This window comes from Saccharothrix luteola (genome assembly GCF_020859565.1).
Lineage (GTDB): Bacteria > Actinomycetota > Actinomycetes > Mycobacteriales > Pseudonocardiaceae > Actinosynnema > Actinosynnema luteola.
In genome coordinates this window covers 49,215-63,085 of the sequence record NZ_JAJHUO010000026.1, presented here as the reverse complement: position 1 = coordinate 63,085, position 13,871 = coordinate 49,215, and the positions used below count along the sequence as shown (strand labels likewise).

13 protein-coding genes are annotated in these 13,871 nt (G+C 70.8%); 7 read left to right on the top strand and 6 right to left on the bottom strand.

The features are described 5' to 3' along the window. Positions 1–115 precede the first annotated feature (115 nt). From LNK82_RS32585 to purL, 4 genes are all read left to right on the top strand, one after another. On the top strand, positions 116–565 hold the full coding sequence (locus LNK82_RS32585) for a hypothetical protein (RefSeq protein WP_230570741.1): 450 nt from the start codon (positions 116–118) through the stop codon (positions 563–565). A gap of 230 nt (positions 566–795) precedes the next feature. Then, complete coding sequence (gene purS, locus LNK82_RS32580) at positions 796–1,035, top strand: phosphoribosylformylglycinamidine synthase subunit PurS (protein ID WP_033428368.1); 240 nt, start codon at positions 796–798, stop codon at positions 1,033–1,035. Then, complete coding sequence (gene purQ, locus LNK82_RS32575; protein ID WP_230570740.1) at positions 1,032–1,703, top strand: phosphoribosylformylglycinamidine synthase subunit PurQ; 672 nt, start codon at positions 1,032–1,034, stop codon at positions 1,701–1,703. The genes purS and purQ overlap by 4 nt, the downstream gene beginning before the upstream one ends. Further along, positions 1,703–3,964: a phosphoribosylformylglycinamidine synthase subunit PurL gene (purL, locus tag LNK82_RS32570; RefSeq protein WP_230570739.1), complete on the top strand. Its 2,262-nt coding sequence runs from the start codon at positions 1,703–1,705 to the stop codon at positions 3,962–3,964. The genes purQ and purL overlap by 1 nt, the downstream gene beginning before the upstream one ends. A gap of 136 nt (positions 3,965–4,100) precedes the next feature. Here purL and LNK82_RS32565 read toward each other — a convergent pair whose 3' ends face one another. From LNK82_RS32565 to LNK82_RS32555, 3 genes are all read right to left on the bottom strand, one after another. Beyond that, a complete protein-coding gene (locus LNK82_RS32565; RefSeq protein WP_230570738.1) occupies positions 4,101–4,895 on the bottom strand; it encodes a lysozyme in 795 nt (264 codons plus the stop codon). Between the two features lie 110 nt (positions 4,896–5,005). Further along, positions 5,006–5,812, bottom strand: coding sequence for a lysozyme (locus LNK82_RS32560; protein ID WP_230570737.1), 807 nt, complete (start codon positions 5,810–5,812; stop codon positions 5,006–5,008). A gap of 81 nt (positions 5,813–5,893) precedes the next feature. Next, on the bottom strand, positions 5,894–6,739 hold the full coding sequence (locus LNK82_RS32555) for an aldo/keto reductase (RefSeq protein WP_230570736.1): 846 nt from the start codon (positions 6,737–6,739) through the stop codon (positions 5,894–5,896). 137 nt (positions 6,740–6,876) lie between these two features. On the opposite strand from LNK82_RS32555, the gene LNK82_RS32545 reads away from it, so the two are divergent. After that, entirely contained in the window at positions 6,877–7,761 is an 885-nt protein-coding gene (locus LNK82_RS32545) for a LysR family transcriptional regulator (RefSeq protein WP_308257359.1), read from the top strand. On the opposite strand, the gene LNK82_RS32540 is transcribed toward LNK82_RS32545, so the two are convergent. Both LNK82_RS32540 and LNK82_RS32535 read right to left on the bottom strand, forming a co-directional pair. Continuing rightward, positions 7,705–8,688: a pentapeptide repeat-containing protein gene (locus LNK82_RS32540; RefSeq protein WP_230570735.1), complete on the bottom strand. Its 984-nt coding sequence runs from the start codon at positions 8,686–8,688 to the stop codon at positions 7,705–7,707. The genes LNK82_RS32545 and LNK82_RS32540 overlap by 57 nt on opposite strands. Position 8,689: 1 nt before the next feature. Further along, positions 8,690–9,808 (bottom strand): pentapeptide repeat-containing protein, encoded by a 1,119-nt coding sequence (locus LNK82_RS32535; protein ID WP_230570734.1) that lies wholly within the window; start codon positions 9,806–9,808, stop codon positions 8,690–8,692. Between the two features lie 147 nt (positions 9,809–9,955). On the opposite strand from LNK82_RS32535, the gene LNK82_RS32530 reads away from it, so the two are divergent. After that, positions 9,956–10,777, top strand: a complete 822-nt coding sequence (locus LNK82_RS32530) for an SAM-dependent methyltransferase (protein ID WP_230570733.1) — start codon at positions 9,956–9,958, stop codon at positions 10,775–10,777. 96 nt (positions 10,778–10,873) lie between these two features. Beyond that, entirely contained in the window at positions 10,874–13,033 is a 2,160-nt protein-coding gene (locus LNK82_RS32525; protein ID WP_230570732.1) for a putative bifunctional diguanylate cyclase/phosphodiesterase, read from the top strand. On the opposite strand, the gene LNK82_RS32520 is transcribed toward LNK82_RS32525, so the two are convergent. After that, the gene (locus LNK82_RS32520) at positions 13,030–13,812 is read right to left on the bottom strand and encodes a hypothetical protein (RefSeq protein ID WP_230570731.1); all 783 of its coding nucleotides are present in this window, start codon (positions 13,810–13,812) and stop codon (positions 13,030–13,032) included. The two genes, LNK82_RS32525 and LNK82_RS32520, sit on opposite strands and share 4 nt — an antisense overlap. Positions 13,813–13,871: the final 59 nt, after the last annotated feature.

Genomic DNA, 13,871 nt, shown 5'->3' with positions numbered 1-13,871 from the left:
GCGGAGCAGCGCCGATGAACCACCGTGAGTGTGCACGCATTCGTGGACGAGTCCCGACGAAACGACACGTACTACCTGGCCGCCGCCATAGTCCGGCCCCGGAGATCTCAGGCGCTTGAGGTCAGGGCTTCGCGGCCTGCTGTTCCCGGGCCAGCGGGAACTGCACTTCTACAATGAGAAGCAGTCACGCCGCAAGCTGCTGCTGTCGCGATTGGTCGAGTCCGGGGCTCGGGTCGACATCTACCGGACGAGTTGCCGTCAAGGGGAAGAACGCGCTCGCCAGGAGGGCCTGTCGCGACTGACGGAAGACCTGCTCGACCTGGACGGGCACCGGTTGGTCTTCGATAGTCGCCAGAACCGGGATCAATTCGACGCGCAGACCATTCGCCGCGTGTTGAACAAGCGTCCTGGTGAGAGCCTGCTTGTCTACGAGCATGTCGACAGCGTGGACGAACCGCTTCTGTGGCTGGCGGACATGGCCGCGTGGTGCCATGGCGCAGGTGGGGACTGGGCTCGGCGTGTGGCACCCATGATCGGTTCCGTGATCAGGCTCGATTGGCCGTAGACAGCGCGAAGCGCGGCCGCCCAACCGTCCGGGAGGGGGACCGCGCTCACTTCCTTGGCTCAACAGCCTCGGCTGCGATCAGGTTAGCAGGAACCGGGCCTGAAACGCCGCATCACGATCGGGTGATTCGAGGTGAACGTGTGCTGCCCACCACGTGCGAAGTTGATGAACACACAGGTCAGGTAGGCTCCGCGAGTACCGCCAGCCCTCCTAGCTTGGAGCAGCCTGTCGTGGCCCGAGTCGTCGTCGACGTCATGCCGAAGCCCGAAATCCTCGACCCGCAAGGACAGGCGGTGGCCAACGCGCTGCCCCGTCTCGGGTTCGACGGAATCACCTCTGTCCGCCAGGGCAAGCACTTCGAGCTGGAGGTCGCCGACGACGTCGACGACGCCACGCTCGCCAAGATCGCCGAGACCTTCCTCGCCAACCCCGTGATCGAGGACTGGGTCGTGAGGCGGGTCGAGGCATGAGGGTCGGGGTCATCACGTTCCCCGGCACGCTGGACGACGTCGACGCCGAGCGCGCGGTCCGGTATGCGGGCGGGGAGGCGGTCAAGCTCTGGCACGCCGACCACGACCTGAAGGGCGTGGACGCGGTCATCGTGCCCGGTGGGTTCTCCTACGGCGACTACCTGCGCTGCGGCGCGATCGCCCGGTTCGCCCCGGTCATGCAGGAAGTCGTGGACGCGGCGAAGAAGGGCATGCCGGTCCTGGGCATCTGCAACGGCTTCCAGATCCTCTGCGAGGCGCACCTGCTGCCCGGCGCGCTCATCCGCAACCACAAGCTGCACTTCGTGTGCCGCGACCAGTGGTTGAAGGTGGAGAACAACTCCACCGCCTGGACGGGCCGGTACGACCAGGGCGCGGAGATCCTCGTCCCGCTCAAGTCCGGCGAGGGCGGCTACCAGGCCGACCGGTCCACCCTGGACGAGCTGGAGGGCGAGGGCCGCGTGGTGTTCCGCTACGTCGGCGAGAACCCGAACGGCTCGCGCAACGACATCGCGGGCATCACCAGCGCCAACGGCCGGGTCGTCGGCCTGATGCCGCACCCGGAGCACGCGATCGACGCGCTCACCGGGCCGACCGACGACGGCCTCGGCATGTTCCTGTCCCTCGTCGATTCGGTGGTGAAGGCCTGATGACCGTCGACACCGTCAAGCACGCCGAGAGCACGCCCGACCAGGAGCAGCCCTACAAGGAGCTGGGCCTGAAGGACGACGAGTACGCCCGCATCAAGGACATCCTGGGCCGCCGCCCCACGGACGCCGAGCTGGCCATGTACTCGGTGATGTGGAGCGAGCACTGCTCCTACAAGTCGTCCAAGGTGCACCTGAAGTACTTCTCCGACACGACCACCGACGAGATGCGCTCGAAGATGCTCGCGGGCATCGGCGAGAACGCGGGCGTGGTCGACATCGGCGACGGCTGGGCGATCACGTTCAAGGCCGAGAGCCACAACCACCCGTCCTACGTCGAGCCGTACCAGGGCGCGGCGACGGGCGTGGGCGGCATCGTGCGCGACATCCTCGCGATGGGCGCGCGTCCGCTGGCCGTGATGGACCCGCTGCGGTTCGGGCCGGCCGACGCGCCCGACACCCGGCGCGTGCTGCCGGGCATCGTGGCGGGCGTCGGCGGCTACGGCAACTGCCTGGGCCTGCCCAACATCGGCGGCGAGGTCGTGTTCGACGCGACCTACGCGGGCAACCCGCTGGTCAACGCCCTTTGCGTGGGCGCGATGCGGGTCGAGGACCTGCACCTGGCGCACGCCTCGGGCACCGGCAACAAGGTGATCCTGTTCGGCGCCCGCACGGGCCTGGACGGCATCGGCGGCGTGTCCGTGCTGGCGAGCGAGACGTTCGACGACACGGCGGGCAAGCGCAAGAAGCTGCCCAGCGTGCAGGTCGGCGACCCGTTCACCGAGAAGGTGCTGATCGAGTGCTGCCTGGAGCTGTTCGCCGAGCGCATCGTCGTCGGCATCCAGGACCTCGGCGGCGCGGGCCTGGCCTGCGCCACGTCGGAGCTGGCCAGCGCCGGTGACGGCGGCATGCACGTCTACCTGGACCGGGTGCCCCTGCGCGCGTCGGGCATGACGCCGGCGGAGATCCTCTCCAGCGAGTCGCAGGAGCGCATGTGCGCGGTCGTGCGGCCCGAGGACCTGGACGCGTTCATGGCGGTCTGCGCGAAGTGGGACGTCATCGCGACCGAGATCGGCGAGGTCACCGAGGGCGACCGGCTGGTCATCACCTGGCACGACGAGGTCGTGCTGGACGTGCCGCCGCGCACGGTGGCGCACGAGGGCCCGGTGTACCACCGGCCGATCGAGCGCCCGGCCGACCAGGACGCGGTGCAGGCCGACGTGCCGGACCGGCTGGCCCGTCCCGCCGAGGACGAGCTGCTGCCGCTGGTCAAGTCCATGGCCGCGTCGCCGAACCTGGCGTCGAAGCGGTGGGTGACCCAGCAGTACGACCGGTACGTGCGCGGCGGCACGGTGCTCGCCCAGCCCGCCGACTCGGGCATGATCCGGATCGACGAGTCGACCAACCGGGGCGTGGCGCTGTCCACGGACTGCAACGGCCGCTACACCAAGCTGGACCCGTACGCGGGCGCGCAGCTGGCGCTGGCCGAGGCGTACCGGAACGTGGCCACCACGGGCGCGACGCCGGTCGCCGTGACGAACTGCCTGAACTTCGGCTCGCCGGAGGACCCGGCGGTGATGTGGCAGTTCGAGCAGGCCGTGAAGGGCCTCGCGGACGGGTGCGTCGAGCTGGGCATCCCGGTGACCGGCGGCAACGTCAGCTTCTACAACCAGACCGGTTCGACGGCGATCCTGCCGACGCCGGTGGTGGGCGTGCTCGGCGTGATCGACGACGTCCGCCGCCGCATCCCGACGGGGATCGGCGCGGAAGCCGGCGAGACGCTGCTGCTGCTCGGCGAGACGCGTGAGGAGTTCGGCGGCTCGGAGTGGGCGCACGTCGTGCACGGGCACCTGGGCGGTTTGCCGCCGAAGGTGGACCTGGCGCGGGAGAAGCTGCTGGGCGAGGTGCTGGTGGCCGGTTCGCGCGACGGCATGCTGTCCGCCGCGCACGACCTGTCCGACGGCGGCTTGGCGCAGGCGCTGGTGGAGACGTGCCTGATCGGCGAGGTCGGCGCGCGGGTGTTCCTCGAGGGCGACAAGTTCACCGAGCTGTTCAGCGAGTCGACGGCCCGCGTGCTGGTGGCCGTGCCGCGCACGGAGGAGCTGCGGTTCACCGACATGTGCACCGCGCGCGGCCTGCCGTGGCGCAAGGTCGGCGTGGTCGACCCGGAGTCCGAGGCGCTGGAGATCCAGGGGCTCGGCTCGCTGCCGCTGGCCGAGCTGCGCGAGGCCTGGGAGGGCACGCTCCCGGCGCTGTTCGACTGAGCGAGGAGTGGGGGGGCGGGGGGGGCGCCCCCCGCCCCCCCCGGGGAAACCCGGGCCTGGGGGGGGCCGGCCCCGGGGGCGGTGCCCCTGGGGTCGGCGGGCCCGGCCGGGGACGACCCGGCCGGCCACCTCGTGATCAGCCGTTGGCCAGTGCCTGGAGCCGGTCGTAGGCGCCGTTGAACAGGTTCTGGTCGATCGGCGAGGACGAGTACTGCCAGAACGTGTAGAACGGCCACGCGTACGGCAGGGTGCCGACGGTGGACGCGTAGCGCGCGACCCACAGCGGGTTGGTGGAGCTGAAGTCGCCGCTCACGCACTGGTTCCACCAGCTCGTGGACGTGTAGATGACCGGCCAGCGGCCGGTGCGGGCGTGGTAGCGGTCGCTGAACGCCTTGATCCACGCCGTCATGCTCGCCTTGGACAGCCCGTAGCACGTGGAGCCGTAGGGGTTGTACTCCATGTCCAGCGCGCCGGGCAGGGTCTTGCCGTCCCGGGACCAGCCGCCGCCGTTGTTGACGAAGTAGTCGGCCTGGGTGGCGCCGGCGGACCGGTCCGGCAGCGCGAAGTGGTACGCGCCGCGGATCATGCCGACGTTGTAGGACCCGTTGTACTGCTGGGCGAAGTACGGGTTGCGGTAGGTGGTGCTCTCGGTGGCCTTGACGTAGGCGAACCGCTTGCCCTGGCCCCACCAGTAGTTCCAGTCGACGTTGCCCTGGTGCCCGCTGACGTCGATGCCGTACACGACGGCCTGGGCGCTCGGGTCGGTCGGGATGGCGATGCGCCGGCCGCCGCCGCCCTCGTGCTTGGCGATCTGCGAGCCCATGGCGTGGTCTTCGACGACGGGTGCGGCCTGCGCGGTGCCTGTCAAGCCGAGCACGGCCAGTCCGACGGCGGTCAGGAGAGCGGTCGCGGTGCGTGCGAGGTTGTTCATGGGTGACTCCTCGAGCCAGTGCAGGGAGTTGACTCGTTGGGCAGTGTCCTGCACCTCTAACCAATTCACCAAGGTTCTTGTTAATTAGTCACGAAAACGGAGCAACGTCGCTACCCGAGTGCCACCCTGAGCAACTGCTCGTCGTTGCCGTTGAAGAGGTTCTGGTCGCCGGGGAACAGCCCGGCGGCCTGCCACTGCCAGATCGTCTGGTAGTCCCACCCGTGCGGCAGCGGTCCGAGCTCGTCGGCGTAGTGCGCCACCCACAGCGGGCTCGTGTCGCCGAACCGGTCCGCCTCGCCGACGCACCGGTTCCACCAGCTCGTGGACGTGTAGATGGTCGGGTGCCTGCCGGTCCGCTGGACGAAGCGGTCGCTGAACGCGCGCACCCAGGCGCCCATCGCGACCTGGCTCAGGCCGTAGCACGTGTCGCCGTACGGGTTGTACTCCAGGTCGACCGCGCCGGGCAGCGTCTTGCCGTCACGCGACCAGCCGCCGCCGTTGGCCGCGAAGAAGTCGGCCTGCGCCGTGCCGTCCGACCGGTCCGGCAGCGCGAAGTGGTACGCGCCGCGGATCATGCCGACGTCGTAGGACCCGTTGTACTGCTGGGCGAAGTGCGGGTTGCGGTACCCGGTGCCCTCGGTCGCCTTGACGTAGGCGAACCGCGCGCCGTCGGCCCACGCCCCGGCCCAGTCGACGTCGCCTTGATGGCTGCTGACGTCCATGCCGGGCACGGAGCCGTCCGGGCGGAGCCGCGCCGCGCGGTCGCCGCCTTCGTGCTTGGCGATCTGCGAGCCCGCGAAGTGGTCCGCGGAACCTTCGGGCAGCGCGTCGGCGCCCGGCGCGGGCACGATCGCCAACGTGATCGTGAGGACACCCAGTCGGGTGATCAAGGTGTGCAGTCGGGTGTGCGCCGCCATCAAGGCCCCCATTCGGTCGGCAGTGCTGGTACGTCCGGCCTAGATCGTCAGGCCGGACGTCCGCTGCCGCATCCGCACGTGTCACCCGTCCAGGCGGTTCAGCTCCTCCTCCGACAGCCGCAGGTGCACGGCGTCGGCCGAGTCGGCGATGCTCGCCGGCCGCGACGAACCCGGGATCGGCACGACCTGGGGCGCCTTGGCGAGCATCCACGCCAGGCACACCTGCTGCGGGCTCACCCCGTGCGCCCGGCCGACCTCGGCGAACTCGCCGAACCGCGTGCCGAGCTGCCCGGCCGCGCTGATGCCGCCGAGCGGGCTCCACGGCAGGAACGCGATGTCCAGCTCGGCGCACAGCTCGAGTTCCGGCTCGCTGGAGCGGAACGCGGGCGAGAACTGGTTCTGCACGCTCGCCAACCGGCCGCCGAGGACGTCGTTCGCCTCGCGGATCTGCGCGGGGTCGAAGTTCGACACGCCCGCCAGCTTGATCTTGCCCGCGTCCAGCAGCTCGGCCAGCGCGCCGACGGACTCGGCGGTCGGCACGGCCGGGTCGGGCCGGTGGAACTGGTAGAGGTCGATCGCGTCCACGCCGAGGCGGCGCAACGACGCCTCGCACGCCGCTTTCAGGTACTCCGGGCGCCCGTCGACCTCCCAACCACCGCCGGGCACGCGGGTGTGGCCGCCTTTGGTGGCGACCATGACGCCGTCGACGCCCTTCAGCGCCTCGGCGATCAGCTCCTCGTTGTGCCCGAAGTCGCGGTCGTCGGCCGAGTAGGCGTCCGCCGTGTCGATCAGCGTGACGCCCTTGTCCAGGGCGGCGCGGATCGTCTCGATCGCCCGGTCGCGATCGGGCCGGCCTTCGAGCGACATCGGCATCGCGCCCAGGCCGATGGCGCTGACCTCGACCCCTCCGATTCGGCGAGTCAGCATGGTGGGTATTACCTCCTGTGTCGGATCGCCACTGCTCCGCGACCTCGCGTGTCCTTGTGCACGCCCAGCTTGGGCGGTAGGCATTAAGCTGTCCAACAGAAGAAGCTGATGCCATTCAGCAGTACGGGTGATGAATCGTGGAACTCCGGCAGCTCGAGTACTTCGTCGCCGTGGCCGAGGAGTGCCACTTCACGCGCGCCGCGCGGCGCATGCACGTCGCCCAGTCGGGGCTCTCCGCGTCGATCCGGGCGCTGGAGGTGGAGCTGGGCGCGCCGCTGTTCGTGCGCAGCACCCGGCAGGTCGAGCTGACCCAGGCCGGCCGCGCGCTGCTGGCCGAGGCGCGGCGCGTGCTCGGCACGATCGACGCCGCGCGTGACGCGGTGGCCGCCGTGCAGGGGCTGCTGCGCGGCACGCTGGCCGTCGGCAGCATCCAGTGCCTGCACGCCGTGCACCTGCCCGCCGTGCTGGCCCGGTTCCACGAGCTGCACCCCGGCGTCGAGCTGCGGTTGCGCCAGGCGGGCTCGGGCGAACTGGTCGACTCGGTCCGCGCGGGCCGGCTGGACCTCGCGTTCGTCACGTCCGGGCGGGTGGCCGACGACCTGTCGGTGTCCACCCTGTCGAGTGAACCGCTGGTGCTGGCGTGCGCGCCGGAGCTGCCGTTCGCCGAACGGGAGTCGGTGCGGCTGGCCGAGCTGTCCGGTCAGCCGTTCGTCGACTTCAACCCCGACTGGGGCACGCGCGACGACGTGGACCGCGCGCTGGCCACCGCCGGCGTGGACCGGAAGGTGGCGGTCGAGGTCAACGACGTGCACTCGCTGCTGGACTTCGTCGGCTTCGGCCTCGGCGTGGCGCTGGTGCCGGCGTCGTTCGCGGCCAAGCAGACCCGGGCGCGGTTCGTGGAGCTGGTCGACGCGCCGACCGCCGAGACCGCGGTGGTGACGGCGCCGACGGTGAGCGCGGCGGCGTCAGTCCTGCTGGACATGGTCCTGGAGGCCGGCCGGGGGCTGCCCGTCGCCGGTTAGCGCCCAGCCCGCGGGGTCGTTGCGGAACGCGGTGCCGGCCAGCACTTCGAGCACGCCGACCAGCTGCGCCGGCGGCTGCGGCGACACGTGCAGGAACGTGCCGACCCGCGCACCGGTGACGTTGACCTCCCCCTTGAACGTGGTGTCCTGGAACGAGATGCCGCCGTCGAACTTCCCGTCCCGGAAGTTAACCCGACCGTGGAACGTGGCGCCGGAGAACAGCGCGGGCTTGCCGAGCTCGGCCTCCTCGAACTGCGTGATCCCGTAGAACTGCGCCCGACGGGCGACCAGCCGGCCGAACCGGCGGCCCTCCAGCCGGAAGTGCACGAGCTTCGCCCCGGTCAGGTCGAGCTGGTACGGCGATTCGTCCGGGTCCTCGCCCCAGGGCAGCATGTCCGTGATGAGCCGTTGCGCGGTCATCCGGACGGTCATCTCGTGGTCGTGAGCCGGCTCGACCTCGCGCTTCTTGCCGAAGAACGCCTGGTCCGGGTTCTCGGGCTTCTCGTCGATCGCCCCGTGCTCGAACGGCCGCCGCAGGTACGCGCACAGCACGCTCAGCACGGTCTGCTTGTAGCGCGGCGTGGTGTGGGCCAAGCCCGCGAGCACGTGCATGGCGCCCACCCTGACCTGGTCGGCCTCGTTGCCGAGCAGCTCGACGGCCCGCGCGAACCGCTCGTCGGCGGCCTTCTCGCTCTCCAGGCCGAGCTTCTCGCTCTCCAGGTCGTGGCGCGCCTCCTCGGTGCGCCGCCTGCGGTCGTTGAGCCACAGCGCGTACAGGGCGACGATCGCGCCGCCGGCCAGCCCGCCGGTCTTGATCGCCTCCGCCTTCGGCTGCCTGGGGTCGACCAGGATGAGCACGGTGGTCGTCGCGACCGTCACCACGACCGCGGCGAGCACGCTCGCCACCAACAACCAGCGTCCCCGCACGTCAGCTCCTGACCAGTCCGAGGCCGCGGTCGTCGCGGCGCTCCACCACCCAGCCGTCGGGCAGGGCGTTCTCGTGCTCCAACGACACGTACATGGCGTGCGTGCGCGCTTGCTGCGGTTTCGCCAACTCCAGGCGCACACCGCCGCGGAAGTTGGCGTCCGCGAAGTCGATCGGCTCCGCGAACTCGCAGTCCGCGAACGTCACCGGCGCGGTGAACCTGACCCCGGCGAACTTGTTCGGGCCGAGGAACCTGGTGGCCGTGAAGTCGGCGGTGTCGTGGCACCTGAACCGGCTGAACCACGCCTTGCCGTGGAAGACCGCGTGGTGCGCGTACAGCCGCCCGTCGCTGGTCGCGTCGGTGAACCACGCGCCGCCGTGCACCACGGTGTGGTGGAACGCGTTCGACTCCCGGAGCTGCGCCGCGCGCAGGGTCAGGTTGCCGACCTGGCGGTGCGAGAGGTCGAAGTACTCCAGGTACGCCCTGGTCAGGTCCAGGTCGTAGCGCGGGGCGTCGGCGGTGTCGGCGTGGGGCAGCAGGTCGGCGATCAGGCGCTGGGCGGTGAGCCGGACCTCCAGCTCCCGCTCGTCCCGGGCCACCACCTCGTCGTCCGTCCACGTCTCGTCGAACGGCCGCCGCAGGTACGCGCACAGCACGTCGAGCACGGTCTGGGTGTACTCGGCGCGCGACCGCGCCAGCCCCGCCAACCCGTGCATCGCGCCCACCCGGACCTGCTCCGCGTCGTGACCGAGCAGTTCAACCGATCGGGCGAACCGCTCATCGGCGACCCGCGACCGATCGTGTTCGGCCCGCGCGTTCTCCAACGCCTGCCGCTCGGACTCGATCCGCTGCCGGTCCTCGTCCGTGCGCCGCCTCCGGTCGTTGAGCCACAGCGCGTACAGCGCCACGATCGCGCCGCCCGCGAGCCCACCGGTCTTGATCGCCTCGTGCTTCGGCGCGGTCGGGTCGGCGGCGAACAACCAGCCCGCGACCAGCAGGAACGCGCCGATGGCGCTCAGCAGGACGGGCTTGACCACACCGCGCCCGCGGCGGCGGCCGACCATGAGCCAGACCAGCGCCGCCACCGAGACGACCGCGCCCGCGATCCACAGGTGCTCCACAAGGCCGTCATTCTTCCCGGTGATCAGATCAGGGGTGGGTGATTGAAGAACTCGTGCGGTCCGACGGTGTGCTAACTCACCGGATTGGCCCATGATGTGGGTGTCACCGCAACGGTGGGAACACGAGCACGTCGGAGGAGATTTCGAGTGGACAGCGTGGAGCGGCCCACCTGGGCGCCGGGCGACATCGATCTGGCCCGCCCGAGCATCGCGCGGGTCTACGACTACTGGCTCGGCGGGGCGCACAACTTCGCCGTCGACCGGGCCGTCGCCGACAAGGTCCTCGTCGACGTGCCGATCATCAAGAGCATCGTGCTCAACCACCGGGCGTTCCTGCGCCGGGCCGTGCGGTTCATGCTGTCGCGGGGCATCCGCCAGTTCCTCGACCTGGGCTCCGGCATCCCGACGGTCGGCAACGTGCACGAGATCGCCCAGGCCATCGACCCGTCCGCCCGCGTCGTGTACGTGGACATGGACGCCGTCGCGGTCGCGCACAGCCGGGCCATCCTCACCGGGAACGAGCTGGTCAACGTGCTGCAGACCGACGTGCGCGACGCCAAGCAGGTGCTCGCCTCGCCCGAGGTGCAGGGGCTGCTGGACTTCGACGAGCCGATCGGCGTGCTGATGATCGCGCTGCTGCACTTCGTGCCCGACGCGGAGGACCCGCGCGGGATCGTGCGCGACTACCGCGACGCGATCCCGGACGGCAGCTACCTGGCGATCTCGCACGCCGGGTTCGAGGAAGGCGAGTGGGACCCCGCTTGGGACGAGGCGCGGAGCGTCTACAACCGGGGCGTCAGCGAGATGTGCTTCCGGCCCAAGCGCGAGGTCGAGGTCATGTTCGACGGGTTCGAGCTGGTCGAGCCGGGCGTGGCGCGACTGCCGCTGTGGCGGCCGGAGTCGCCCGAGGACGTCGATGAGGACGCCGCCCGCTTCATCAGCTTCGGCGGCGTCGGGCAGAAGGCCTGATGAGCGGCCACGACGCCGATCGGACACCGGCCCGGGCTGTCGACCGCGGCCGGCGACCGGCCGTATCCTCTGGGTTGTGGCGGTAGGCCGGCGGACATGACGGAACAGGTTGACCATCGGGTGGCAGCACCGGGCCGATCGAACCTCGACCCCGCCGTACTGGCCGGGGCGGAGTCCTTCGCCCGCACCTGGGCCACCGCCGTCATCGGCAGCAGCTACGTCCCCATGACGCGGGCCGAGGTCGCCGAGCACCTCCAGGCGTTGACCGAGGTGCTGGTGCACGCGCTGCACGCCAGCCCGTTCCGCACCGCGCCCGGCTACGAGATCGGCGCACGCCTGGTCGAGGCGCACTTCACCGGCACGGACACGCTCGGCCGCACCGTGCAGCTGCTCGGCGACGACCTGCTCGGCGAGCTGGGCATCCAGCCGGACGAGCTGATGCGGTCGCGGCTGGCCGCGTTGCAGGGCGCGTTGGCCGCCGGGTACGCCCGCGCGCTGCGCGAACGCACGCTGGCCGAGCAGGAGGCGATCCGCGCGGCCGTGCTGGACGCCCGTGACCAGGCCGAAGCCGCGTTGCGCGCGTCCGAGGCGCGGTTCCGGGCGATGTTCACCGAGGCCGCGATCGGCATCGGCATCGCCGACATCGAGGGCCGGATCCTGGACGTGAACCAGGCGCTGCAGGACATGCTGGGGTTCAGCGTCGAGGAGATGCGGCAGTACAACATCCGCGACCTGATGCACCCGGAGGACGGCGGCAGCGTCTGGCGGCTGTACGACCAGCTCACCGCGGGCGAGTGCGACCACTACCGGGCGGAGAAGCGGTTCCGCCGGGCCGACGGTGAGCAGGTGTGGACGCACCTGACGCTGTCGCTGGTGCGCGACGACCACGGCGACCCGCAGTACCAGGTGGCGATGATCGAGGACGTCACCGACCGCCACCTGCTGCAGAACCGGCTGCGCTACCAGGCGTTGCACGACCCGTTGACCGGCCTGCCGAACCGGGCGCTGTTCCTGGAGCGCCTCGGCCGGGTGTTCAACAACAGGGCCCGCCACCGCGCCGGCCTGTGCTACCTGGACCTGGACGGGTTCAAGGTGATCAACGACAGCCTCGGCCACGACATCGGCGACCAGTTGCTGGTCGAGGTCGGGCGGCGGCTCGACCACTCGGTGTCCGGCGACGGCAAGCTCGTCGCCCGGATGGGTGGCGACGAGTTCGTCATCCTGGTGGAGGGCTCGCGGGACACGCAGGACATCGTCGACGTCGCCGACCGCGTGCTGCGCGAGCTGGAGTCGCCGATCCGGATCGGCGGGCACGAGCTGACCGTGTCGGCGTCGATCGGCATCGTGGAGCGCGCGCTGTCGGGCACCACGGCGGCCGACCTGATGCGTGACGCGGACATCACGCTGTACTGGGCGAAGGCGGACGGCAAGTCGCGGTGGGCGCTGTACAACCCGGAGCGCAACGCCAAGGAGGTCGCCCGGTTCACGCTGTCGGCGACGATGCCGGCGGCGTTGGAGCGCGACGAGTTCTACGTGGACTACCAGCCGTTGGTGCGGCTGGAGGACAGCACCGTCGTGGGTGTGGAAGCGCTCGTGCGCTGGCAGCACCCGGAGTTCGGGCGGCTGGCGCCGGACCGGTTCATCGAGCTGGCCGAGGAGACCGGGCTGATCGTCCCGCTGGGCCGGTGGGTGCTGCGGCGGGCGTGCGAGCAGGCTCGGCGGTGGCTGGAGGAGTTCGGCGACTCCGCGCCGTTCGTGTCGGTGAACCTGGCCGTGCGCCAGTCCCGCGACCCGGAGCTGGTGCGGGACGTGAAGCGGATCCTGGACGAGTGCTCGCTGCCGCCGCACCACCTGCAGCTCGAGCTGACCGAGAGCGCGATCATGGGCACCGCCGACGAGCCGCTGGAGGCGCTGCGGGCGTTGTCGGAGATGGGCGTGCGGATCGCGATCGACGACTTCGGCACCGGCTACTCGAACCTCGCCTACCTCAAGCACCTGCCCGTGCACGAGCTGAAGATCGCGGGCTCGTTCATGGAGGGCCTGCGCGCGGCGGACGAGGAGGACGCGGTGGACGCCCAGATCGTGTCCACCCTGGTGCAGCTGGCCCACGCGCTGCAACTGGGCGTCACCGCGGAGGGCGTCGAGACACCGGCGCAGGCCAAGCGACTGCACCGGATCGGCTGCGACACCGGCCAGGGCTGGTTCTTCGCCAAGCCGATGAAGCCGGAGGAGATCGACGAGCTCCTGCGCCGCTAGGCGGGTTCGCGGAGGGCATGGCGGCCGAAGCCGGTCTCGCGGGCCGCGTGCCGTCCGGTGACGGGGTTGGCGTGGACGGGCTCGTCGAGGTGGCCGGTGAAGTAGGTGTCGGCGTCCTCGGTCCGCGGCTCGACCCACGGTCGCGACCACGCCGCCGTCCACGGCTCGGCCCACGACTCCTGCGACGGCTCCGTCCACGCCCCCGCCCACGGCTCTGCTGACGCCTGGGACCACGCCTGCGCCCATGGCTCCGGTGACGGCTCGGACCACGCCTCCGCCCGCGGCTCCGGCGACGGCTCGCGCCACGCCTCCGCCCACGGTTCCGGTGACGCCTCGGGCCACGTCTCGGGCCACACCTCGGGCTCCACCACCGCCGCGCCGGGCGCCGCGCCGTTCGGCAAGGCGTAGTCGGTCGCGGGCGTCTGCTCGTCGTCCCACCGGTCGTCGTCGGCCAGATCCGGCTCCCGGGATTGGGCCATTCGGGGCGGTGGGTCCGGCGCGTCCCAGTCCGGCGCGAGCGACGTCTCGGGGTGGAAGCGCTCCGGGATGGGCGGGTACGGCACAGCGTCCACCGCGACCTCGGCGAAGCGCTCCAGGACGTAGTCCGCGAGCGCGGACTTCCAACGCCGCCAACGGATTTGGCGCGGGGTGAGCAGTCGGTGGCGTGCGCGGGACGGTGTTCGGGTCAGGTAGGCGACGACGAGCCGGCGGAGGCGGTCCCCCGATTCGTGCAGGGCGATGACCACCATGACACCGGTGGTCTGGAGCAACAATGTCATGTGTCAATGGTCGAACTGCTGTTCGACGCTGGCAAGATCACCTTTGAGTGATCACCGAC